The sequence below is a fragment of the Zhouia amylolytica AD3 genome, assembly GCF_000511935.2.
GTDB classification, from domain to species: Bacteria; Bacteroidota; Bacteroidia; order Flavobacteriales; family Flavobacteriaceae; genus Zhouia; species Zhouia amylolytica.
Map to the genome: position 1 here is coordinate 396,458 of NZ_AYXY01000019.1, position 24,048 is coordinate 420,505.

Sequence of the window (24,048 nt, forward strand, 5' to 3'; positions counted from 1 at the left end):
TATATTAATATACAAAATCAATCTAACACTTTGAGTTTGGCAAATCTTAAAAGCAACTTTTTAACACTACCATTATCAAATTTAATCTCAGCTTTTTTGTCGTTGCCAACACCTTCTAATTTAATAATCTGACCTCTGCCAAAACGCGTATGTTCTACCTTACACCCTTCCGACAAGCTTTGATCAATCGTATTAGTATTCTTTAAAGGTTCCCCTAAATTTGGTTTCAATTTACGCAATTTCCTTAGCTTTTCTTCATTGGGCCTTGGAACGGAAGGTGGAGTTCCCGATACGGGTTTCTTTTGTCGATATTTACTTTTGTCAACCTCACCGAAAATATCAGAGTCAATCATCGATTTATATCGGTAGCCGGAATTCACGGGAGGTGTTAAATATTCAAGAAACTGATCGTCTATTTCCTCTATAAATCTACTTGGCTCTGCATCGATAAGTTTCCCCCAGCGATACCTGCTTTGCGTATATGTAAGATATGCTTGTTTTTCAGCCCTGGTGAGTGCCACATAGAATAGGCGACGCTCCTCCTCTAATTCACTTCTTGTATTCAAACTTAATGCCGAAGGAAATAAATCTTCCTCCATTCCTACAATATATACATTCGGAAATTCAAGTCCTTTAGCCAGGTGAATGGTCATTAATGCAACACGATCATCATCTTCGTTATCATTATCAAGATCTGTCGCTAAAGCAACATCTTCAAGAAATTCAGACAAATTCCCGGTGGCTTCATCGATTTCCCTTTGGCCTTCGACAAAATCCTTAATACCATTCAACAATTCCTCTATATTATCGAGTCTGGTGATACCTTCCGGAGTACCATCTTTTTTTAATTCCCGGATAAGGCTGGTTTTCTTAATTACATGCTCAGTTAATTCGAAAGCATTAGCACTTTCATTCATAATCTGAAAACTCTGTATCATCGTTACAAAGTCTTCTAATCGCTGTTTGGTAGGATTATTAAGATTAAGATCAATTTTCCTGACATGTTGCATCACCTCATATATAGATCGATCATAATGTTTCGCAGCAACAACAAGTTTATCTATCGTGGTTGCTCCTATACCCCTTGCAGGATAATTTATGACACGCTTTAAAGCTTCTTCATCTTTAGGATTTAAAACTAAACGCAAATAAGCAAGTACGTCTTTAATTTCTTTTCGCTGATAAAATGACAAGCCTCCATAAATTCGATACGGTATATCACGTTTACGAAGTGCGTCTTCAATAGCTCTTGATTGTGAATTGGTACGATACAGTACAGCAAAATCCGAATTTAACATCTGATGCTGCATTTTAGACTCAAAAATAGAAGAGGCAACAAAGCGTCCTTCTTCTGAATCAGTTACTGATCTGTGAACCTTAATAAGCGGCCCCTCATCATTCGCCGTCCATACAGTTTTATCCAGTCTGCTTTTATTTTTCTCTATAACCGAGTTTGCCGCCTTTACAATATTATTCGAAGAACGATAGTTTTGTTCTAAGCGATATACCTCTACACCATCATAATCTTTTTGAAAATTAAAAATGTTATTGATATTCGCCCCTCTAAAAGCATAGATACTCTGAGAGTCATCACCAACAACACAAATGTTTTGATAACGATCACTCAAAGCCCTTACGATTAAATACTGAGAATGGTTGGTATCCTGGTACTCATCCACCAATATATACTTAAATCGCTCCTGATACTTCGCCAGAACTTCAGGAAATCGCGTTAGCAACTCATTGGTTTTCAACAAAAGATCATCAAAGTCCATGGCACCGCTTTTAAAACATCGGTTACAGTACTCTTCATATATTTCACCAATCCTTGGTCTCTTTGCCATGGCATCAGCTTCTTGTAAGTCGGAATTATTAAAATAGGCCCTAACAGTAATCAGGCTATTTTTAAAAGATGAAATACGATTCTGAATTTGCTTGTATTTATAAATATCCTTATCCAGCCCCATCTCCTTAATAATAGCCGCTATCAATCTTTGTGAATCCTGAGAATCATAAATCGTAAAATTACTTGGATAACCAAGCTTATCACTTTCAATCCTTAAAATCTTGGCAAAAATGGAATGGAAGGTTCCCATCCATAAATTCTTAGCTTCACTAGATCCTACAATCTGCGCAATTCGATGTTTCATCTCTCTCGCAGCTTTATTCGTAAAGGTCAACGAAAGAATATTAAACGGATCAACCCCCTGCTCCATTAAATATGCTATACGGTAAGTGAGCACACGTGTCTTACCAGATCCGGCTCCGGCAATCACCATTAAGGGTCCATCTTTATGTAACACAGGCGCTTTCTGCGCTTCATTTAACTCTGCTATATACTGTTCCAAAGTCGTTTATCTTATATCATTAATCAAACCGTGAATTTAACCATAATGAAACTATTATTAAAGGACATTACAATTATTTATAAACATCTTTTTAAGATCACTTTTTTCAGCTACCCAACAAGTATTTAAAGTCAGCCATGAATATTTATTGAAGTCAGAATCATACAATCCTCGAACATCATTAAAGGGCTGCTTAATCAATCTTACCCTACCCTAAACTAAAATCCAACATAATATTTTCAATGATGTTATGAGAATTTATTTCTTTATATACTACAAAGCCCGTAGATTTACATACAGGAAAATCAAAACCCATCGGAATCCTGGTAAATCGATGGAAAATGTTTTGATTGCAAAAACTATCATTCTTTGAATCAATGATATCAATTGTTAAGAAAAATAATTTATGGTAAACAATTTTATGCAGGTTCTGGCTAACATTCCCTGGTGGGGATGGGCCTTATTCATTTTACTAATAATTGCCATCAGAGACATTTTTATTCAACGAGCTCACACCATCAGTCACAATTTCCCCATTGTTGGTCACATCAGGTATATGTTGGAAAGTATAGGCCCTGAGTTAAGACAATACTTAGTGGCGAATAACAGAGAAGAATTACCATTCAACAGAATTGAACGTGGTTGGATTTATGCCTCCGCAAAGAGAGAAAATAATTATGAGGGCTTTGGGACAGACAGAGATATATATGCACAGCAATATATCTTTATAAATAATGCTATGATTCCTTTTAAACTTCCTGACGGGCATCCCAATAAAACCGATTATGCATTTATACCATGTGCTAAAGTAATGGGAGCTTATCATAAAAGAAAAAAGCCCTATCGTCCAAAATCCGTTATTAATATTTCTGCCATGAGCTTTGGATCATTATCAGCAAAAGCTGTGGAATCAATGAATGTCGGAGCCAAAAAAGCAGGTGCTTATCACAATACCGGGGAAGGTGGCCTTTCTCCTTATCATAAAAATGGCGCCGATGTGATTTTTCATATCGGAACAGGATATTTTGGTGTAAGAGATGAGGAAGGAAATTTTTCCATGGAGAAATTAAAAAACCTTGTCAAAGAAAATCCGTGTATTAAAGCTATTGAAATTAAACTTTCTCAAGGTGCTAAACCTGGTAAAGGTGGCGTATTACCAGGCAAGAAGATCTCTAAAGAAATTGCAGAAATCAGGCATGTCCCAATCGGACAAGATGTGCTTTCCCCACCAAATCATACTGTATTTAACACGGTAAGTGAAATGGTAGATTTCATTGAAAATGTTGCCAATGAAACTGGCCTGCCAGTAGGAATTAAAGCAGCCATTGGTAAATTAGACGAATGGAAAGAACTAGCCAAAATAATGAAGGAAACTAATAAAGGCCCTGATTTTATTACTGTCGACGGTGGTGAAGGAGGAACCGGTGCTGCTCCTCCTAGTTTCGCTGATCATGTATCACTGCCATGGGTTTATGGCTTTAGCGATGTATATCGAATATTTAAAAATCAAGACATTACAGATCACATCGTTTTTATTGCCAGTGGTAAATTAGGCTTTCCTGCCAGAGCTGCAATGGCATTCTCTATGGGAGCCGATTGTATCAATGTGGCTCGGGAAGCAATGATGAGTATTGGCTGTATACAAGCACAAATTTGTCATACCAATCGCTGCCCGGCAGGAGTTGCAACTCAGAAAAAATGGCTACAAAATGGTATTGACGTCCCCCTTAAAAGTGATCGCTTGTTTTCCTATTTTAAGACTTTTAAAAAAGAATTACTCGAAATCACCCATGCATGTGGCTATGAACATCCATGCCAGTTTACCATGGATGATGTAGATGTTAGTTTAGGCGATAAAAATATGACACAAACCTTAGCAGCTGCCCATAATTATAATAAACATAAGGTGCCGTTTAACGGCATGCAAGAATTAAAAGAATGCCCGTATTTAGGTGGGTCAAATGATTGAAAATGATTTTACAGGAAACACCTGTTATACATGTAAACACATTACCAATGTTATAAATTTAACGCTATTGCGCTAATTTCACCAATTATCTATGGTGAATTACTTTTTAAAAATTAATAAATTGCGTCGATTTTAAAATAATTAAAACTTAATACCTTTACTAATGAAGTACCTTTTACCTACTTTAACATTACTTTTATTAACTACAGGTGTATTCGCACAAAGCAGAAGAGAATTAAAAGATCAGGTGGAATCCTTAAGTTCACAACTAGACTCCACAACCACCCTACTCACAAAAACGCAAAGAGATCTTGGAAGTGCGGAAAGAAAGGTGAATAGTCTCGATACTCAGGTGACGCAACTTTCTGAAAGTAATAAAGAACTGCTTAATAACATGAACAAGTTTCTTTCAGCTTCGACTCAACAGTCAAATAGCATGAATAAAACTTTAAAAGCACTTGAAAATAAAGAGGCACAGTTAAAGGGCTTACGTGATGCTTTCAGCGCCAATGACTCCATCGCTCTGATTATTCTTACTGACCTAAAAAAATCATTAGGGGAAAATGCGCAGGTTGGTGTTCAAAATGGTGCCATTACGATTTTATCAAATAACTCTTCTATTTTCGGCTCTAAAACGGGAAGCAGTACAATAGAAGCGTCTGCTAAAGAATTTTTAGGAAAAATCGCAACCGCAGCCAAAAAACACCAGGGCTTTATGGTTTCGGCAGAAAATAATAGTAATGACTGGGCTATTAGTGGCTCTAGAGCTGCTGCTATAGGAGAGGTTTTTCAAAATGATTTCGAAACTCCAGCTAATGAAATAAAAACTTCAGCCGTTGCAGGAGAGAAAGATTTAACCATTATCCGTATTCATCCGTCATTCGACAATTTTTACCTTTGGGTAAGAGACAATATTAAAAATGGGAATTAAGAGGCATACCTCTAATTGGATGAACCGCTGAAACCAATAATTTTATTTACTTTAGTTTTAAATAAACTATAAAAAAATGGAAAACATTCTCTTCTATGTAATTGCCTTTACGGTACCAACAATAATAACTGGAGTTATTGCCTACTACTTCTTTAACCTTCACACAAAAAATGAGGAAGGAAGAAGAAGGTTTTTAATCCAAAAAGATGCCCAAAAGAATGCAATGCCGATACGACTTCAGGCTTATGAGAGAATGGCTTTATTTCTAGAAAGAATTAGTCCTGCAAAGCTACTTACCAGAACCGTTCCTGAATCAGCTGATAAAAATGATTATGAACGATTGTTAATTCGATCTATCGAAAGCGAATTCGATCACAATATTGCTCAGCAAATATACATGAGTGACGAATGCTGGAACATCGTAAAAACTGCTAAAAATGCAACCATCCAGCTTATTCGTAAAGCAGGAATGCAGGCCGAAACCGCTAATAAATTAAGAGAGACAGTGCTCAATGAACTTTTAGAAAAACAACCACCATCAAGTGCAGCCTTAGCATTTATAAAAAAAGAAGTTGACTCGATGTGGTAATCCCACGTCGATCAGGAAAAATTAAAAGCCGCTTACAGCGGCTTTTTTAATTCTTTATTTTATCCTGCTAAATTAATGTTTTTGACACTTTGCTTTCGCTCTGCTTCCAGACGTTCTTTTGCATAACCATAACCCTCTTTCCACCATTCCTTCATCAATTCTTTATTAAAATATAATGAGTTCTCAGTTAACCGTTTAGGGGTATAAAAAGTTCTCAGTTTAACATTCTTATTCATAGCGGCTAACTTCCCTTCTACAATATCGTGATACTCTAGCTGATCCAGTACAAATGTGTATAAATTAACCATAAGTGAAAAAGGGTTCTTTCCCAAAACTTTATTGAACTCCATGTTCTCGGTTTCTAAAATAATAGCATCAACTTCAGTAGCACCACGCTTAATAGCTTCTCTTATCGGAACCACACTTCCAAACCCCCCATCAGCATATTCGCATCCGTCCTTTTTTGCCAGCGTCATAAATGGAATATAATTACATGACATCCAGATCCAGTCACAAAAATCATCGTAATCAAAATCGTTGATAGATTTGTATTCTACCCTGTTTTTGGAAAGGTTACTTACAGTCACTACAACATCTTTATTACTATCCTTTAGAATATTGAATTCTTCCGGAGTTAAATTTCTCCTTATATTTTTCCTTAGACTTTTACTCTCTCCAAAGGTCCGCTTCCCTTTAATAAGCTGCCAAATTACATTTATATGATTCATTGCTACATATTCCTTTCCATCCTTCTTCCTGACAACAAAGGGATTATTACTAAATATTTTACGTTGTGTAACTGTTGTATAAATATCGTATAGCTTTTCAATATTTCGATTCGCTAAATGCGGTATTATTAAACTACCGGTAGAAGTTCCAACATAAAGATCGTAATCTTTTTGCTCGACTTCCATTAAATATTGTGCCACTCCACCAGCAAATGCACCTTTACTACCTCCTCCACTAATTACCAATGCCTTCATTCTTAACTTGTTTAATTATATCTCTGATGTCTGTTGATTCTTAAATTGTGCAAATTCAAACCCCCTTTGCCACCACTTAGTCATTTTTTCTTCGTCAAAAATTAATGAATTTGTGGTTAAAACCACTGGAGTGTAATAAAAATTTATGATCACATTATGATTACTTGCCACAAATTTCCCAATTTTTATATTCTGATTCTCTATTCGATCTAACATAAAAGCAAACATATTCGTCAATAATGAAAAAGCATTTTTTGACGGCATCCGGTTTAAATGTGTAACCTCCGTTTGTAATATAATTGCATCAACTTCAGTAGCACCTCGTTTAATCGCCTCCTCTATTGGAACCATACTTCCAATACCTCCATCGGCGTACTCACAGCCATTCTTTCTTACCAGGCTCATGAAAGGAGTGTAATTTGCAGATATCCATACCCATTCACAGTATTCTTCATAATCATAATCTAAAATCGATTTATACTCAACCTCATTCATCGATAAATTTGAAACAGTAACAACTACTTCTTTACCAGAATGTTTTAAGGCTAAAAATTCCTCTTTAGTTAATGTGTTACGTATTAAATTTAGCAAATTATAACTCTCTCCAAATGTTTTGCTACCTCTTAAAAAATTTCGAAGGACATTAACGTGATTAATCCCTACACTTTGTATTCCATACTTATTTTTAATGGTAAAAGGATATTTATTAAAAATATCATCATTGGTTACCGAGGTGTAAACCTTTTTAATCTTCTCAACCTTATTTAATGCTAAGTGATTAGCGAGTAAACTTCCGGTTGAAGTTCCTATTACCAATTTATAATCATTCTGTAATTCCTCTATTAAATACTGAGCCACTCCGCCGGCGAAGGCCCCCTTACTGCCACCACCCGAAATTACCAGCGCTCTCATTGTAACTTGCTTTTTAAAAAGGTTTGTTCTTTAGTATTAAGTTCGGAAATAATAGATTCAAATCTAATTTTATATGTTAAATCATTTAATAAATCGGTTAAAAGTGATTTTGAGAATTTAGCAAATTGCCACGAATGATGTAAACAGGCATTAACCAAATCCTTTAAATTCTGATCCGTAAAGGCCTGCAACTCATTCAGCATTATAAATGCGTTTTGCCTTACTTCAAAATTGAACCTGGATGAAGTATAAACGGATAATTCGTCAAAATATGACGACTTTTCTACAGTATTGTAATCCTCCGTTAGAATTGCCAGTGTTAACCATAACATCCTAATATTCTTATTATTAAAACCATAAATACCGTCTGTTTTATCCAGGTAAATGGAGGTTCGATTCGGAAAATTTCTCCAGAGATTGAATAAAGCATTTTCCATGGTAGTATAACTTTGATCAGAAAGTAAACTTTCATAATCAGATTGGAGATCGGGAGGAATACTATCCAAAGTCATTGACAAAACCTGTCTCACCTTCAGGTCTTTTAATTTAAACGCTTTCTTATAAAGAGGCATAGCCACAGAAAGTGGTAGTTTTTTTAACTGCACAACAGCTTCTTGCTTTAACGTATAGTAATAATTACCTTCTAAAATAGAATCCAGTAAGTCATAACGTTCCTTTTCAGATAGCAAAGTATCCCTTCTATCCTTTAAACCAATTAAATCCCGTAATGATTTATTCCTTTTCAAATGGTTAAAAGCCTCAGACTTCGGAAACTCCTTATTCATCAACCATGTTTGCTTAAATTCATTTAGATCTTTACCACTGGAAGCCTCCATTTCCCGTATAAAATCATCAACGGTAACATTTTTATAAGCGTAACGGTTCAAATAGTTCTTTATCCCCTCCCTAAAAGCATGAGATCCGATCTGCGATCTTAAAACGTGAAGCGCCCAGGCGCCTTTTTGATAAAACGTTAAACTGCTGGCTTCTGGATCCAATAGCCCCTCTCCCTTACCCTGTTTACTTAAATCTGTCAATTGCTTTGCCGATTCGTATAATGCATTAAAATAATAATCATCTCCAAATATTTCTCTTTCCGCTAACAAAGCATAATACGTTGCAAACCCTTCATGCAACCAATGATGTCCACCGTCAACTTCAGTAACTAAATCTCCAAACCATTGATGAGCAAGCTCATGAGCATTCACATTCACATAGTTTTCATCGTTATAGGCAATTGTATCAACGACATATCGATCAGAAAAAATAGTAAGGGTCGTGTTCTCCATGCCTGCATACATAAAATCCCTAACCGGCACCTGCTTATAGTTCTGCCAGGGATAAGCCACCCCTATTTCCTTTTCTAAAAAATCAAATATTTGTTTGGTGTATTTATATGTGGGTTCCAGTTTTACTTCATCCTTTGGACGATAGTATAATTCAATCGGAACTCCCCCCTCAGAATAAATCACCTTTTTATCAAAGTCACCTATCGCCAATGCTAATAAATAACTACTCATGGGCGCAGACATATCATAATTCCACGTCTTGGATTCACCACTGACATTTACACTTTTTAAATCTCCGTTAGCAATCACCACATAGGCCTTGTTAAAAGTTACTGATAAATCGAATTCAACCTTTTCGTTCATATCATCAAAACTAGGCAACCAATGACTCGTGTATTTACCCTGTCCCTGGGTCCATAACTCTTTATTCCGATTAGGTTCGTCCCAACCGATAAAATACATAGCTTTAGATGGAGTAGTATTAAAACTTATGGTCAAGTCGTAATTCTTACCACTTCTGAATTTTTTATATATAATTAATTTATCTCCCGTATAGCGATATCTCACCTTCGCATTATGTAGCAAAATTTCAGAAAAATTCATGTGTCGGGCATCTACCGTTAAGGAATCGGTTTTAGCCATAACATGAAAATTATATACCACAGTACCGGAAACGGATTTCTGTTCTGAATTTATTTTTATAGATGCCTTTCCTTTAAGAATATCTACCCCGGCATTCGAGGTAGCCTTAGAAAAAACCGCGTTATAAATGATAAAGCAAATAAAAAGTAAAGTTTTATTCATGTATGTCTTGGGTATTTTATTCTAAAATATGCAAAAGTTAACGAAATACAGAACGAACACCTAAAACTAAATGCAATCACCCCACAATTTAAATTTTTACAGGCCTTAGAATGCTTACAATTTATTTATATTTTCGTAGTTGTGAATAAAAGCCCTAACATACTACAAACCCCTATTGATTACCTCAAAGGCGTAGGCCCTAATAGAGCCGATCTTTTACGTAAAGAATTGGGTATTCACACCTATCAGGATCTGATTAATTTATTTCCTAACCGTTATATCGATAAAACGCGCTATTACAAAATAAACGAATTACAAAGAAACAGCGCAGATGTACAATTGGTTGGTAAAATTGTCCACTTAAAAACAGTTGAGCAAAAAAGAGGAAAACGATTGGTTGCCACCTTTACAGATGATACGGGTAGCATGGAGCTCGTTTGGTTTCGTGGGCATAAATGGATCAAAGAGAGCATAAAGATCAATCAACCCTATGTCGTTTTTGGAAGAACTAATTGGTATAATGGCGTTTATAGCATGCCTCATCCGGAAATGGAATTACTGGAGGAGCATAAAAAGAATATGCGTATTACAATGCAACCGGTATATCCATCCACCGAAAAACTAAATAACAAGGGAATAACCAATCGTGTTGTAAATAAATTGATGCAACAACTTTTTATAGAAACACGAGGCAGGTTTCAGGAAACATTATCCAATAAAATCTTAAATGAGTTAAATTTAATTTCCAAAAATGAGGCCCTTTTTAATATTCATTTTCCAAAGGATCAGGAACTATTGGCCAAGGCTAAATTTAGATTGAAGTTCGAGGAGCTTTTCTATATTCAACTTCAACTCATTTCTAAAAACATCGTTCGTAAACAAAAGATTAAAGGACTGACATTCGACCAGGTTGGAACATTCTTTACCGATTTCTACAACAATCATCTTCCATTTGATTTAACAGGGGCTCAAAAAAGAGTAATCAAGGAAATTAGAAATGATTTAGGCAGTGGAGCTCAAATGAATCGCTTACTTCAAGGTGATGTAGGCTCCGGAAAAACCATGGTCGCTCTGATGTCAATGCTACTGGCTATAGACAACGGATGCCAGACTTGCCTGATTGCTCCTACGGAAATACTTGCGCAACAACATTATAACGGACTTTTGGAGTTAGTTAAAGATTTAAATATCAATATCAATATACTAACAGGATCCAGTAAAACATCAGAACGAAAAATTATTCATGAAGCTCTTGAAAATGGAACGTTAAATATTCTTATTGGTACCCACGCCATATTAGAAGACAAGGTTATATTTAACAATTTAGGACTTGCCATTATAGATGAACAGCATCGATTCGGAGTTGCTCAACGCGCTAAAATGTGGCATAAAAATAGTGTTCCTCCCCATATTTTGGTCATGACCGCTACCCCTATCCCAAGAACCTTGGCAATGAGTTTATATGGAGATCTCGATGTTTCAGTTATAGATGAACTTCCACCGGGCAGAAAGCCTGTTAAAACAGTCCATAGATACGACAGCAATCGATTAAAGGTTTTTAAGTTTTTGAAGGATGAAATAGAAAAAGGTCGGCAAATATATATTGTTTACCCCCTTATTCAAGAGTCTGAAAAATTAGACTATAAAGATTTGATGGATGGATTTGAGAGTGTAGCCCGAGAATTCCCATTACCTGATTATCAGATATCTATCGTTCATGGTAAAATGAAACCTGCGGACAAGGATTATGAGATGGAACGATTTGTAAAGGGTGAAACTCAAATAATGGTGGCTACTACTGTTATAGAGGTAGGAGTGAACGTTCCTAACGTATCGGTGATGATTATAGAGAGTGCTGAACGTTTTGGACTGTCCCAACTCCACCAGCTTAGAGGAAGAGTTGGTCGGGGTGCAGAACAAAGCTACTGTATCTTAATGACCAGTCATAAACTGAGCAATGACTCTAAAACACGTTTAGAAACCATGGTAAACTCTAATGACGGCTTTGAAATTGCAGAGGTTGATTTAAAACTTAGAGGCCCGGGAGACATTATGGGTACCCAACAAAGTGGAATCCTGAACCTAAAAATTGCAGATATTGTAAAGGATAACGACATCCTTAAAACTGCTCGCTATTACGCAATGAATGTTCTAAAGAACGACACCAATCTTTCAAAAGAAGAAAATGCCATTATACGTTACACTTATGCGCAACTAGCCAAACATAAAAACATCTGGAACTACATAAGTTAATACATAAAAAAGGTGGGTTGAATAGACCCACCTTTTTTATTCCAATATACTATCGTTTAGTCCTCATCGCCTGCAGGCAAAACAATTTTACCTAAGCGCTCTTTTTCCTTTTCCAGAGCCTCTCTGCCATTTTTGATATGTTTATCCAACTCATTAAGCGACTCTTCAGCCCTGACAATAATTTCCTCTTTTTCTTTTATAACTGATTCTTCAAGGGTTCCCTCTTCCTTAGCTTTTGAAAGGCGCTCTTTTGCTTCAGTAACTTTCTGACGCCCATTTTGTAATTCACTTTCTTTATCGGCTAGAAGCTTTTCATGAGCTGATACCAACTCTTTTGCCTCCTCAGCTCGAGCTTGTCCATAAGCCTTACCGGTTAAACCATCTTTGTCTTTTCCATAAGAATGGCCATTATGATCAGCTTTATCATCTTCGCTCTGAACCTTAGCTTTTGTTTTTTCAAGCTGTTTTTTAGTTTTTTCCTTAGCTTTATCTTTTGCTTCCTGAGTGTCGTCCTCAACCTTATCTGATTTTTCTTTAAGTTCCGTTGTTTCCTTTTCTACTTTTTCCGAAGCTGCTTTGGCTGTTTTTTCAACAGACTTACCCTGAGCCATAGCTGTTTGGGTTGAAAAAAATAATCCTAACACAAAGGTTGATAATACAAGTTTATAAGTTTTCATCGAATAGATTTTTTTGAGTTAATTAAGTGAAGTTCTAAATACTGTCTAATTCCTTTACGGCTTCATGAACATCATCTGCCACATTTTTTAATGATTCAGCAGATGCTTCAATCGTATTTTGAACAGAATCTATAGTCTGAACAGCCTTATCAACTTGTTCTTGTTCTTTCTTTTTTGTGTCTTCGCAACCTACAGTGAATACTACAGTTGCCACTAAAGCTAAAATTTTTATTGATTTCATGTTTGATTTGGTTAGTAATTAAACATTTGTTACATAAACATATACGGGGATATTAAAAAATTAGACGTTTCTGGCCAGAAAAATATTTTTATCAGTTTGAGAACTACTAGCATTAATTTATCTTTGCCCTCCGTTGGTGCATTTCTGGAAAGGAGATTCATTTATGTTCTTCGGATAGAATGTTAAGGCACTGAATATTGTTACTATAAAAGCAAACAAATGAAAATATCTTACAACTGGTTAAAACAATTTATCTCATTAGATTGGGAAGCTGATAAAACTTCAGAACTTTTAACAGATCTTGGACTTGAAGTAGAGGGCGTAGAAAAATTTGAATCTGTTAAAGGTGGGTTAAACGGTGTTGTCGTTGGACATGTTTTGGAGTGCATCAAACATCCAAATGCAGATAAATTGAAAATTACCAAGGTAGATATAGGAAATAATACACCTGTACAAATAGTATGTGGAGCTCCAAACGTTGATGCAGGTCAAAAAGTTCCGGTTGCCACTATTGGTACCGTTTTATATGACGAAAAAGGAGAGCCCTGGCAGATAAAAAAAGGAAAAATTCGAGGCGAAGAAAGCTTCGGAATGATTTGTGCCGAAGATGAATTAGGTCTTGGTAAAAGTCATGATGGTATCATGGTACTTAACGAAGAACTAGAACCTGGCACACCATGTGCAGAGCTGTTTGAAATTGAAAGTGATACTGTTTTTGAAATAGGTCTTACCCCAAACAGAGCCGATGCTATGAGCCATTATGGGGTAGCAAGAGATCTAAGGGCAGGACTTGTTCAAAAAGAACATAATTTACAACTCATAACTCCATCAGTAAGTAGTTTTCATGTAAACAGTCGCACCTACAAAGTAGATGTAGAAGTAGAAAACAAAGAACTTGCTCCACGTTATTGTGGAGTGACTATTGCCGGAGTTAAGGTTACAGAATCTCCAAATTGGTTAAAAAACAGATTAAAAGCAATAGGTCTGACCCCTAAAAATAATGTAGTGGATGCTACGAATTACGTACTGCATGAACTGGGTCAACCCTTACATGCTTTTGATGCTGATAAAATTACAGGCGATAAGATCATCGTTAAAACCCTTGAAGCCGGAACCAAATTCACAACCCTTGATGAAGTTGAAAGAGAACTCAGCGATGAGGATCTAATGATCTGTGATACCGAAAAGCCATTATGTATTGCCGGTGTGCTGGGTGGTCTGAATTCAGGGGTTACCGAACATACGTCTAAAGTATTTTTAGAGAGCGCATATTTCAATCCTGTTTCAATTCGAAAAACAGCAAAGAGACATGGTATTAATACAGATGCTTCTTTTAGATTTGAACGAGGAATTGACATCAATTTCACTAAATATGCCATGCTTAGAGCGGCATTACTTATCCAGGAAATAGCCGGTGGTGAAGTTACTGCTGATATTGTAGACCTCTACCCTACTAAATTTGAAGACTTTCAAGTTTTTCTTACCTATGAAAAGGTTAACAGCCTGGTAGGACAGGAAATCTCCAGAGAAACCATTAAATCAATTTTAATGTCCCTGGAAATTAAGATTAATAACGTTACCGAAACCGGAATAGGACTAACCATCCCGTCGTATCGCGTTGATGTACAAAGAGAAGCCGATGTAATTGAAGAAATTCTCAGGGTTTACGGATACAACAATATCGAAATTAATTCCAAACTAAATGCCTCTGTATCACCTACCTCAAGATTTGAAGACTATAAGGTACAGAACGTAATTGGAAATCAATTGGTAGCTCAAGGGTTCTATGAAATTATGTCGAACTCATTGACTTCTGCCGAATACATAAAACTAACAGAAAGTCTTAAGGAAGAACACAATGTTGAAATGCTAAACCCATTGAGTTCAGACCTAAGCGTTATGAGACAGTCGTTATTATTTAATGGCTTAGAAGCTGTTTCCTATAACATTAACAGACGTAATCCGGATCTTAAACTGTTTGAATTTGGTAAAACCTACCATAACTACGAAAACGGTAGAACAGAAAATAAAAGGATGAGTATTTTTGTAAGTGGAAACAAAAACACTGAAAGCTGGAATAATTCATTACAAAAAGGCGATTTCTTTTACACCAAAGGTATTGTGGAAACTGTCCTTGAAAGACTAGGTATAACAAAGCTTAAAGCAGCTCCGATCAAAACTGATGTGTTTTCGGAAGGGCTGTCACTAAGCCTTGGTAAAATGAAACTCGTTGAATTTGGTATCGTTAAAAAATCTATTTTAAAATTCTTCGATATCAAACAAGAAGTATTATACGCAGAATTTAATTGGGATAAAGTTTTAGAAGCAGCGAGCTTTAACAAACTTAAATTTACCGATATTCCGAAATACCCTGAAGTGCGAAGAGACCTTGCTCTCTTAATCGACAACAACATCACCTTCAAGGAGATCTTTAATATAGCTCAACAAAGTGAGCGTAAACGGTTAAAAAACATCAATTTGTTTGATGTTTACCAAGGTGATAAATTACCGGAAGGTAAGAAAAGCTACGCAGTGAGCTTCACTATACAAGATGATGAAAAAACTTTGAAGGATAAGGAAATAGACAAAATAATGAATAAGCTTCAGAGTAGCTTCGAAAAACAACTCGGAGCTGAACTGAGATAAAAACAAAAAAACCCGCTCAATGAGCGGGTTTTTAATTTTATACATACTACAAACTGTAGTGTATAATATATCTTTAATTAACTATTTCCTTTATTGTAATCAGCAAGGAATTTTTCTAACCCAATATCAGTTAAAGGATGTTTTAATAATCCTGTTATTGAAGATAATGGTCCAGTCATTACGTCAGCACCAATTTTAGCACAGTCAATTACGTGCATTGTATGACGAACTGAAGCTGCTAGAATTTGTGTTTCAAACCCGTAGTTATCATATACTTGTCTGATATCTGCAATCAACTGCAATCCATCAGTAGATATATCGTCCAAACGTCCAATAAACGGAGATACATATGTTGCCCCAGCTTTAGCCGCTAAAAGAGCCTGACCAACTGAAAACACCAATGTACAGTTCGTTCTGATACCTTTATCGCTGAAATATTTAAGAGCTTTCACACCATCTTGAATCATAGGCACCTTAACAACAATCTGTTCATGTAATTCAGCCAACTCTTCTCCTTCCTTTATAATTCCCTCAAAGTCAGTAGCAATTACTTCAGCAGATACATCTCCTTCAACAGCATTACAGATATCAACATAATGCTTCAAAATGTTGTTTCTCCCTGTAATACCCTCCTTTGCCATTAATGATGGGTTCGTAGTAACACCATCCAGTACACCTAGTGCTTCAGCTTCTTTAATCTGATCTAGGTTTGCAGTATCGATAAAAAATTTCATCTGTTAATATTTAGTTGTGTATTTTTAACTTTGGTGCAAAACTACAACTTATAATGATTTAGTAATAGTTTCTCGTAAACTTTGTCTGGTAAAATATTCTTAAGAACAATTGAGAACTTCTGCATAAAGGCCCCTACCTTATAATGCACCTTAGGTTTTGTAGTATTTATAATCTTATACACAGTTTCAGCGACATCGTTTGGATCACCCCCATCATCGACATGCTCATTTATTAAATTAAGCGTATCCCCATAAGGCTTTTCATATGGCGAACCCGTTAAAACAGGTGCATGGTACCGTCCTGAAGCTATGTTAGTAGCAAAATCTCCTGGTGCTAAATTTGTGATCTGAACACCAAAATCTTTAGTTTCCATACGCATCGCTTCTGTAACAAGCTCAAGAGCTCCTTTAGAAGCTGAATAAAGTCCTCTGTAAGGAAGCCCCATATAACCCGCAATAGAAGTTATATTTATGATTAGACCCTGCTTTTGCTTACGCATTGGAGGCAGTACAGCCTTCATAACTTCTATCGGACCATAAAGGTTCGTGCTGAACACCTTATGAATTTCCTCCCGGGGAGTTTCCTCAATAGGTCCTGTAATACCAACACCGGCATTGTTAATTACAATATCGAGTCTTTTTTCCTTCGATACAATGGTATCTACCGCCGATTGTATACTGGCAGTATCTCCTACATCCAACCTTACCAGATTAAAGCTCAAATCTTCTTTAACACGATCAGGATTACGACTAGTACCGTATACAACGAATCCTTTATTCGTTAAAAATTCAGCTATTGATTTACCGATACCGGATGATCCGCCTGTAATTAAAACAACTTTCGACATGGTTTAAGGTTAAATTTTGGTTGACAAAGAAACAAAACAAATAGGGATCAAACCTAACACTCAGGTCTAAAAAGGTCAAAATAATTAATTTTTCAAGCACCTCGTCAAGCAATAAGCAGAAATCAGTCTTAACGATTCAAAAAGGTAACCCTAAATACACAACACCTTAAAAGCAATTTTAACATACTCTAGGCCCGGTGCAAAGGCATAGATACCCCAGGGATAAAGCATACATAAAGCATATATACATCGTACTAAAAACTGTAGAATTCAAATTGCAGCCTCCGGACAACTCCACTTCACGGCTAATAAACACCTCCTCACCTATATCTGAAGAATATTATACAGCTTGATTAAGGACCGCTAAGATGATCAATCACTTTTAATGCACTTTTATTAAAAACGATCCAGTATTTTATCATCAGAAACACCTAACAATAAGGCATAAAAAAAGGCAAGCTACCTACATCGCACCGCTACGACCGTATACCCTTGCTGTGTTCCCACCCTGGGGGATTCTACAGGAGCTGGTCGTGTAGGACTTGCCGGGTGCAAAGGTACAATAATTTTAAGTTTTCACAACCATTTCGACATCTTAATTTTATTGAATAACTTGCGATCAAAATCAACGAAATTAATGAGAACCCATAAGATTTTAATTATCAGTTTTTTATCTGTTTTTGCATTATCATGTAACGGAAAACATGCAACCAAAAAAAATAGATTATCGTTAGAAATTACTTCTGAAAACAAGAACATTCATCTAAACGATGAAATAAAGTTAGCTATTAAAAACCCTAAACAATTAGATATTTCATCCGTTGACTACACGCTTAATGGTAACCCCATCAATGTAACATCAAATAAGCTTCAGTTAACAGATGTTAAACTTGGAAAACACCTTCTTGAGGCTCATATTAATATAAATGATGATGAACCAATTAAGATTTCAAAATCCTTCATAGTCTTCAATAATACCGCTCCCAAGATATATACCTATAAGATCCTAAATGAATATCCACATGACATAGAAGCCTTTACACAGGGATTAGAATTTTACAATGACACCTTGTATGAAGGAACCGGACGCAGAGGATTATCCAAACTAATGAAGATTGATTACAAAACCGGTGAAGTATATAAAGAAATAAAGTTGGCTAACTCCTACTTTGGAGAAGGTATTTCCATTCTAAATGATAAAGTATATCAACTTACCTGGGAAAGTAAAACTGGTTTTGTCTACGATGTCGACAATTTTAAAAAACTGGAAACTTTCACCTATAATGCGAGTAAAGAAGGATGGGGTTTATGTAATGACGGGCAACAATTATATAAAAGCGATGGAACAGAACGTATCTGGACCCTCAATCCCGAAACTCTGCAAGAAGAAAATCACATTGAAGTATATACCAACAAAGCCAAACTTCAAAAAATCAATGAGCTGGAATTTGTGAATAATAAAATATATGCCAATACCTGGCAATTTGAGAAGGAAGTAGGAGTAATTATCAATCCTGAAAATGGAGCTGTTGAAGGAGTAATAGATTTCAGTGGTTTAAAGGAAAAAGTAAAGCAACATGCAGGCTTAGACGTATTAAATGGTATTGCTTACAACCCATCGACCCGTACATTTTTTGTTACCGGTAAAAAGTGGAATAAACTCTTTGAAGTTGAAATTTTAGAAAAGTAATATTGAAGATCTACGAAAAACATATTACCGTTCGGAAGGAAGACCTCGATTCTATGAACCACGTAAACAATGTTCGTTATGTTCAATGGGTTCAGGATATTGCAGAGGAACACTGGATTGCGCTTACTGATAAAATTTTACAAGAAAAATACCTTTGGGTGGTTTTAAGTCACCATATAGAATACAAGGGAGAAGCCCTGGTCAATGATATAATCAAGCTCAAAACCTATGTAGCCAACTCAGAAGGAGTCAGATCGGTTCGAATCGTTGAAATGTATAATTCCCAAACTGACAAACTATTAGTTAAAGCTGAAACTAATTGGTGCTTGATAAATGCTTCTACGAAAAAACCTTTGCGAATTCCTCAGGAAATCCAGGATATTTTTCAATAAATGAACCTCACTAAAAAATATAGTTTAAAAAGTTAAAATGACAATTATCATCTCGTTTTAAGCGACAAGTAATTAATTTTACAGCCGTGAAAAACCTCATTCTAATCATAGCGATCTCTACTTTGTTTAAGCCACTATGGCCTGTAGTAGACTATATTATAAACTACAAGTACATTAGTGAGGTTCTTTGCGAAAACAAAGATAAACCAGAGCTTAATTGTGACGGAAAGTGCTACCTGAGCAAAATGCTGGCTCAGGAAACAACCGAACAGGATAAGAATCCTTTTGAGGGAAAACAACTAAAAACTGAAACATTTCAAATAATTTGTTTTAAAACGTTTTCTTTTATCAACACTTTTACCTCTAAACAATTTCACTCCCCTATTTTTGGGCATGATGAAAGTGTAACTTCCAATTTATTTGCTTTCACAATACCACACCCCCCAAAAGTGTATTAATACCTTATTCAGGCAGATGCAATCTCTTCATCTGCAACGTATTTTATATTAATCATTTTTATACAACTATATGAGTATCTGTAAAATGATGCATAAGGCCTTATACGGCCTTTTAGCATCCAGAAAAGGTGCTTTATGTTCAGGTATTGCCGTATGCCTATTATTCAACTTTAAATTAATAGCTCAACAAACCGAACACAAGGACACACTTATTCTGCCGATAAATTTAGAAGAGGTTATATTAATATCTAAAAACCTCAAGAATAACACTTTAAACTACCAGAGTGAAGTAAAACCCCTCTCATCTCTTGATGAATACCTTGAAAGCGCGAAGAAAATAAACATGATAAAGCGAGGTGCATATGCATGGGAACCTATGCTCAATGGTATGTCGTCTGAAAGACTGGCTGTTACAATTGATGGAATGCGAATTTTCGGAGCCTGTACCGATAAAATGGATCCCGTTACATCTTATGTGGATGTATCAAACCTATCTAAAATTGAAATAGGATCGGGTCAGCAAGGTGCTGTATACGGAAATACCATTGGTGGAGGAATCAATTTAAACCTGGACAAAGAAGGGTTCAAAAATCAAGGCTGGAAAGGTTTATTTGATAGCGGATTTGAATCGAATAACAACCTTTATGTCCTTGGAGGTAAAGCCAGTTATTCAAACAACGAATTTTTTATAAATACAGACTTGGTATATCGTATAGCTGATGATTATAAGGCAGGCGATGCTGAAGGGATACCTTTCTCCCAGTATGAGAAATATAATCTCGCTATCAACAGCGGTTACAAACTGAATGAGCAACAGCAATTGTCTGCTTCATTTATATATGACGAAGCCAGAGACATAGGCTACACTGCATTGCCCATGGATGTTTCATTAGCTCGCGGCATTATTGGTTCCTTAAGTTTTCAGCAAGATTTGTTGTTTAACCGTTTATCTGATTGGGAAACCAAACTATACTTTAACAACATAAAACACGTCATGGACGACACCCAACGCCCAGAGGTGCCTATTCATATGGATATGCCCGGTTGGAGTAATACATACGGATTTTATTCTTCAGCAGGTATGGGATTTGACAGTCATAATTTCACCTTTAAAGTAGACGGATATTATAATAAATCATTGGCTGAAATGACCATGTACCCTAACAACCCTAACGAAGACACTATGTTTATGCTTACCTGGCCCGATATACGAACTTTGGATATAGGCATCTTTGTTAAGGATCAGATCGAACTGGAATGGTCTAAGCTGATCGTGTCTACGAGAATTGACATCCAAAACAGCAATGTTAAAGACGAGATTGGACTGAATAGCCTTAAGATATTCTATCCCGAAATAGAAGACAGTCAGGCACGATTCTTAAAAAGTTTTTCAATACAGCTTCATGAAGCCTTAGGTAACTTTCATTTCAGCCTGGGAAGTTCATATGGCGATCGTCCTCCCTCGGTGTCTGAAGGATACGGTTTCTACCTATACAATAGTTTTGATAATTATGACTATGTTGGAAATCCAGAACTTAAAAATGAAAAATCAACAGCATTTAATGGTAAAATAGGGTTTGAAAAAAGCTCATTTAAAACCCATTTAGAGGGTAATTACTTTTTGATAAAGGATTATATCATTGGAGTACCAGACACTTCCCTAAGTCCGATGACTATAGGAGCAGACGGAATTAAAGTGTACACCAGTCTGGAAAGCGCAAGAATTACAAACCTTTTGCTAGATGCCTCCTACGAATTCAATAAAGTTTTTAAGTGGTCTGGACTTATCTCATATCAGCGGGGAGTTGATCAGGATAATGAAAATCTACCGCTTATAAGTCCGATTCAATATAGAGGTCAGATCACTTTCAATCAGCATAAATTTTCAGCTAATGTGAGCTGTAATGGTGCAGTCAAACAATCGCATTACAATTCATTATACGGAGAAGATCAGACAGATGCCTACACCATTTTATCAGCTTCCGTTGGAAAGCAATTTTATATAACCAATGATGACTTCTATGTAAAGGCTGGAGTGGAAAATATTTTTGACGCTAATTATTCAACTTATACCGATTGGAAAAATATCCCGAGAATGGGACGTAATTTCTTTTTGACCTTATCATATACAATTCAATAACTAAACATAATAACAATGAAAAATATAAAAAACATTTTTACAGCTCTAATACTTACAATTACATTAACTGCTTGTTCATCAAGTGATGATACTCCAGAAGAAATTATCGATCCGGTTGCCAATCTAAACTTAGTAGATGTTATTGAAGATGATCTATATCAAATAGAATTATATTCCGCAACTGATCAATTATACGTGGGTTATAACGAACTTATCACGCGTATTAAGAATAAAAATTCTGAAGACTATGTTGAAAATGCAAGTATGAATTGGACTCCGGTAATGCATATGACCGAGATGCAACATTCCTGTCCTAAATCTCAAATTACTGAAACCGAAATTTCTTCAGTATATAAAGGTTTTATAGTGTTCCAAATGTCTGGAAATATCGAAGAGAATTGGAGTTTAAAAGTTGATTTTGAAATTAACGGAGAGGCATATTCCATCACCCAAAACATCAATGTCGTCAACAATGAAGACGAATATAGAGTTGTTAATGTATTTAAGGGTAACGATGAAAGCAAATATGTTTTAGCAATGGTACCCTCAGAACTTAATGTAAGTATAAATGACTTTGGAGCGGTACTGTACAAAATGGAAAACATGATGACCTTTTCGATTGTAGAAAACTACACCATTGCAATTGATCCTAGAATGCCTGGTATGGATAACCACAGTTCGCCAAATAATGAAAACCTCACTTTTAATGCCAAATCAGAATTATATAATGGTAAACTTTCATTAACAATGACGGGGTACTGGAAAGTAAATCTAAAAGTACTCAATCCTAACGATGAGATAATTAAAGGGGAAGAAATCACTGATGAAAATAAAGCTAGTTCTATCTACTTCGATCTTTCTATATAACAAATCACAAAATAATAAAACCCTCATGAAATCATGAGGGTTTTTCATTATATAAACAGGTATAAGAGTCTTGTTTAAACCCTTACATGACCATCACCAAAAACATAATATTTATTAGTTACTAATTGTTTCAAACCAAGAGGTCCGCGGTGATGTAATTTATCTGTACTGATTGCCAGCTCTGCTCCTACACCCATCTGTCCTCCATCTGTAAATCGGGTAGATGCATTGTGATAAACAGCAGCACTGTCTACCTGTTCCATAAATTTCTGTGCCTTAACTTTATCTTCGGTTAAAATGGATGCTGAATGACCTCCGGAATATTTATTAATCATTTCAATTGCCTGATCTAAACTATCCACTTCAGCTAAAACTATCTTAAGTGCCAGAAATTCTTCATACCAGGTATTTTCCTCAGGAATTTCAGTAGCATCACTAAGAATACCCTTGATCGATGAATCTACTAAAATATCTACATTAACAGCTTTTAAAACCTCTTCTAACGCTTTCACCTTAGCCTCATAATTGGGAATATGCTTATTGATAAGCACCTTATCTAAAGCATTACATCCAGAGATTTTGTCGGTTTTTGCATTCACAATGACTTTAAGAGTTTTTTCCCAATCTGCATCCTCAGAGACATATAAGAAATTATTTCCCCGACCACTGACTAAAACTGCACAAGTCGAATGCTCTTTCACAAACTGTATCAGTCGTTCACCGCCACGAGGAACAATCAAATCCAATTGCTCTGGTGGATTTTTTAAGAACTCCTGAGTCTCTTGCCTATTAATATGTAATAAAGTAATCCAGTCTCTTGAAAGCCCATTATCCTCCAGGGCCTCATGCCAGCATTTTTCAAGTATTACATTACTATTATATGCCTCTTTCCCTCCTTTTAAGAAGATTTTATTATTCGCTTTAAAAGCTAAAACAGCCGCCTCTATCGTTACATCTGGTCTTGATTCATATATGATCATAATGGTACCAAATGGAGCCGTTCTATTTGTAACTTTCAAACCGCTATCCAAGACGATTTCCGATTTTAGCTGACCCACAGGGTCTTCTTGATCTTTCACCTCTTTAATGGCTTGAATCATCCCATCTACCTTAGCCTCATTAACGACTAATCGATCATATAAAGCCTGATCATCACGATCAAATGCTTCTAAATCTTTTTTATTCTCATTAATGATGTTCTCTCGTTCTCGATCAATAATCTTCATCATTGAGTCAAGTACTTTATTTTTTAATTCTGAATTTAAAAGTTCCATGAA

Annotated in this window: 19 protein-coding genes and 1 other RNA gene; 10 read left to right on the top strand and 10 right to left on the bottom strand. The window is 35.9% G+C overall.

The window, feature by feature from the left end; translation table 11 throughout:
• Window positions 1–17: 17 nt before the first annotated feature.
• Window positions 18–2,348: an ATP-dependent helicase gene (locus P278_RS06400; protein ID WP_038263969.1), complete on the bottom strand. Its 2,331-nt coding sequence runs from the start codon at window positions 2,346–2,348 to the stop codon at window positions 18–20.
• A 406-nt stretch (window positions 2,349–2,754) separates the two neighbouring features.
• Here P278_RS06400 and P278_RS06405 point away from each other — a divergent pair, with 406 nt between their 5' ends.
• The 3 genes from P278_RS06405 to P278_RS06415 all read left to right on the top strand — a co-directional run bounded on the left by P278_RS06405 (window position 2,755) and on the right by P278_RS06415 (window position 5,837).
• On the top strand, window positions 2,755–4,317 hold the full coding sequence (locus P278_RS06405; RefSeq protein ID WP_235444258.1) for an FMN-binding glutamate synthase family protein: 1,563 nt from the start codon (window positions 2,755–2,757) through the stop codon (window positions 4,315–4,317).
• Window positions 4,318–4,480: 163 nt separating this feature from the next.
• On the top strand, window positions 4,481–5,248 hold the full coding sequence (locus tag P278_RS06410; protein WP_038263971.1) for an OmpA family protein: 768 nt from the start codon (window positions 4,481–4,483) through the stop codon (window positions 5,246–5,248).
• A 76-nt stretch (window positions 5,249–5,324) separates the two neighbouring features.
• Window positions 5,325–5,837, top strand: coding sequence for a DUF7935 family protein (locus P278_RS06415; RefSeq protein WP_038263973.1), 513 nt, complete (start codon window positions 5,325–5,327; stop codon window positions 5,835–5,837).
• Window positions 5,838–5,896: 59 nt separating this feature from the next.
• Here P278_RS06415 and P278_RS06420 read toward each other — a convergent pair whose 3' ends face one another.
• Genes P278_RS06420 through P278_RS06430 form a run of 3 tightly spaced genes read right to left on the bottom strand, consistent with a single transcriptional unit; the run spans window position 5,897 to window position 9,825 of the window.
• Window positions 5,897–6,820, bottom strand: coding sequence for a patatin-like phospholipase family protein (locus P278_RS06420; protein WP_038263976.1), 924 nt, complete (start codon window positions 6,818–6,820; stop codon window positions 5,897–5,899).
• Window positions 6,821–6,835: 15 nt separating this feature from the next.
• Window positions 6,836–7,732, bottom strand: a complete 897-nt coding sequence (locus P278_RS06425) for a patatin-like phospholipase family protein (protein ID WP_038263979.1) — start codon at window positions 7,730–7,732, stop codon at window positions 6,836–6,838.
• Window positions 7,729–9,825 carry a M1 family metallopeptidase gene (locus P278_RS06430; protein ID WP_038263982.1) on the bottom strand — a complete coding sequence of 699 codons (2,097 nt, stop codon included), beginning with the start codon at window positions 9,823–9,825 and terminating at the stop codon, window positions 7,729–7,731. Before P278_RS06430 ends, P278_RS06425 begins: the two co-directional genes overlap by 4 nt.
• A 141-nt stretch (window positions 9,826–9,966) precedes the next feature.
• Here P278_RS06430 and recG point away from each other — a divergent pair, with 141 nt between their 5' ends.
• Window positions 9,967–12,078, top strand: coding sequence for an ATP-dependent DNA helicase RecG (gene recG / locus P278_RS06435; RefSeq protein ID WP_038263985.1), 2,112 nt, complete (start codon window positions 9,967–9,969; stop codon window positions 12,076–12,078).
• 56 nt (window positions 12,079–12,134) lie between these two features.
• Here the strand turns inward: recG and P278_RS06440 are convergent, their stop codons facing one another.
• Together P278_RS06440 and P278_RS06445 are read right to left on the bottom strand one after the other, a co-directional pair.
• Complete coding sequence (locus tag P278_RS06440; RefSeq protein WP_038263988.1) at window positions 12,135–12,755, bottom strand: hypothetical protein; 621 nt, start codon at window positions 12,753–12,755, stop codon at window positions 12,135–12,137.
• A 34-nt stretch (window positions 12,756–12,789) separates the two neighbouring features.
• Window positions 12,790–12,996, bottom strand: a complete 207-nt coding sequence (locus tag P278_RS06445; protein ID WP_038263991.1) for a hypothetical protein — start codon at window positions 12,994–12,996, stop codon at window positions 12,790–12,792.
• 219 nt (window positions 12,997–13,215) lie between these two features.
• Between P278_RS06445 and pheT the strand changes: the two genes are divergently transcribed.
• Complete coding sequence (pheT, locus tag P278_RS06450; RefSeq protein WP_038263993.1) at window positions 13,216–15,642, top strand: phenylalanine--tRNA ligase subunit beta; 2,427 nt, start codon at window positions 13,216–13,218, stop codon at window positions 15,640–15,642.
• 77 nt (window positions 15,643–15,719) lie between these two features.
• On the opposite strand, the gene fsa is transcribed toward pheT, so the two are convergent.
• From fsa to ffs, 3 genes are all read right to left on the bottom strand, one after another.
• A complete protein-coding gene (gene fsa, locus P278_RS06455) occupies window positions 15,720–16,376 on the bottom strand; it encodes a fructose-6-phosphate aldolase (RefSeq protein ID WP_038263997.1) in 657 nt (218 codons plus the stop codon).
• Window positions 16,377–16,417: 41 nt separating this feature from the next.
• Window positions 16,418–17,224: an SDR family oxidoreductase gene (locus P278_RS06460; RefSeq protein WP_038263999.1), complete on the bottom strand. Its 807-nt coding sequence runs from the start codon at window positions 17,222–17,224 to the stop codon at window positions 16,418–16,420.
• A gap of 449 nt (window positions 17,225–17,673) precedes the next feature.
• Window positions 17,674–17,772: signal recognition particle sRNA small type (gene ffs / locus P278_RS16410), an RNA gene on the bottom strand.
• Between the two features lie 89 nt (window positions 17,773–17,861).
• On the opposite strand from ffs, the gene P278_RS06465 reads away from it, so the two are divergent.
• The 5 genes from P278_RS06465 (at window position 17,862) to P278_RS06485 (ending at window position 22,771) form a co-directional block, all read left to right on the top strand.
• Complete coding sequence (locus P278_RS06465) at window positions 17,862–18,914, top strand: glutaminyl-peptide cyclotransferase (protein ID WP_038264003.1); 1,053 nt, start codon at window positions 17,862–17,864, stop codon at window positions 18,912–18,914.
• A gap of 2 nt (window positions 18,915–18,916) precedes the next feature.
• Window positions 18,917–19,306 carry an acyl-CoA thioesterase gene (locus P278_RS06470; protein WP_038264006.1) on the top strand — a complete coding sequence of 130 codons (390 nt, stop codon included), beginning with the start codon at window positions 18,917–18,919 and terminating at the stop codon, window positions 19,304–19,306.
• Window positions 19,307–19,392: 86 nt separating this feature from the next.
• Window positions 19,393–19,764, top strand: coding sequence for a hypothetical protein (locus tag P278_RS16630; RefSeq protein ID WP_051413442.1), 372 nt, complete (start codon window positions 19,393–19,395; stop codon window positions 19,762–19,764).
• 70 nt (window positions 19,765–19,834) lie between these two features.
• Window positions 19,835–21,904, top strand: coding sequence for a TonB-dependent receptor plug domain-containing protein (locus P278_RS06480; RefSeq protein ID WP_235444259.1), 2,070 nt, complete (start codon window positions 19,835–19,837; stop codon window positions 21,902–21,904).
• A 15-nt stretch (window positions 21,905–21,919) separates the two neighbouring features.
• The gene (locus P278_RS06485) at window positions 21,920–22,771 is read left to right on the top strand and encodes a hypothetical protein (protein ID WP_038264009.1); all 852 of its coding nucleotides are present in this window, start codon (window positions 21,920–21,922) and stop codon (window positions 22,769–22,771) included.
• 74 nt (window positions 22,772–22,845) lie between these two features.
• Here P278_RS06485 and P278_RS06490 read toward each other — a convergent pair whose 3' ends face one another.
• The gene (locus tag P278_RS06490) at window positions 22,846–24,045 is read right to left on the bottom strand and encodes a glutamate-5-semialdehyde dehydrogenase (protein WP_038264012.1); all 1,200 of its coding nucleotides are present in this window, start codon (window positions 24,043–24,045) and stop codon (window positions 22,846–22,848) included.
• Window positions 24,046–24,048: the final 3 nt, after the last annotated feature.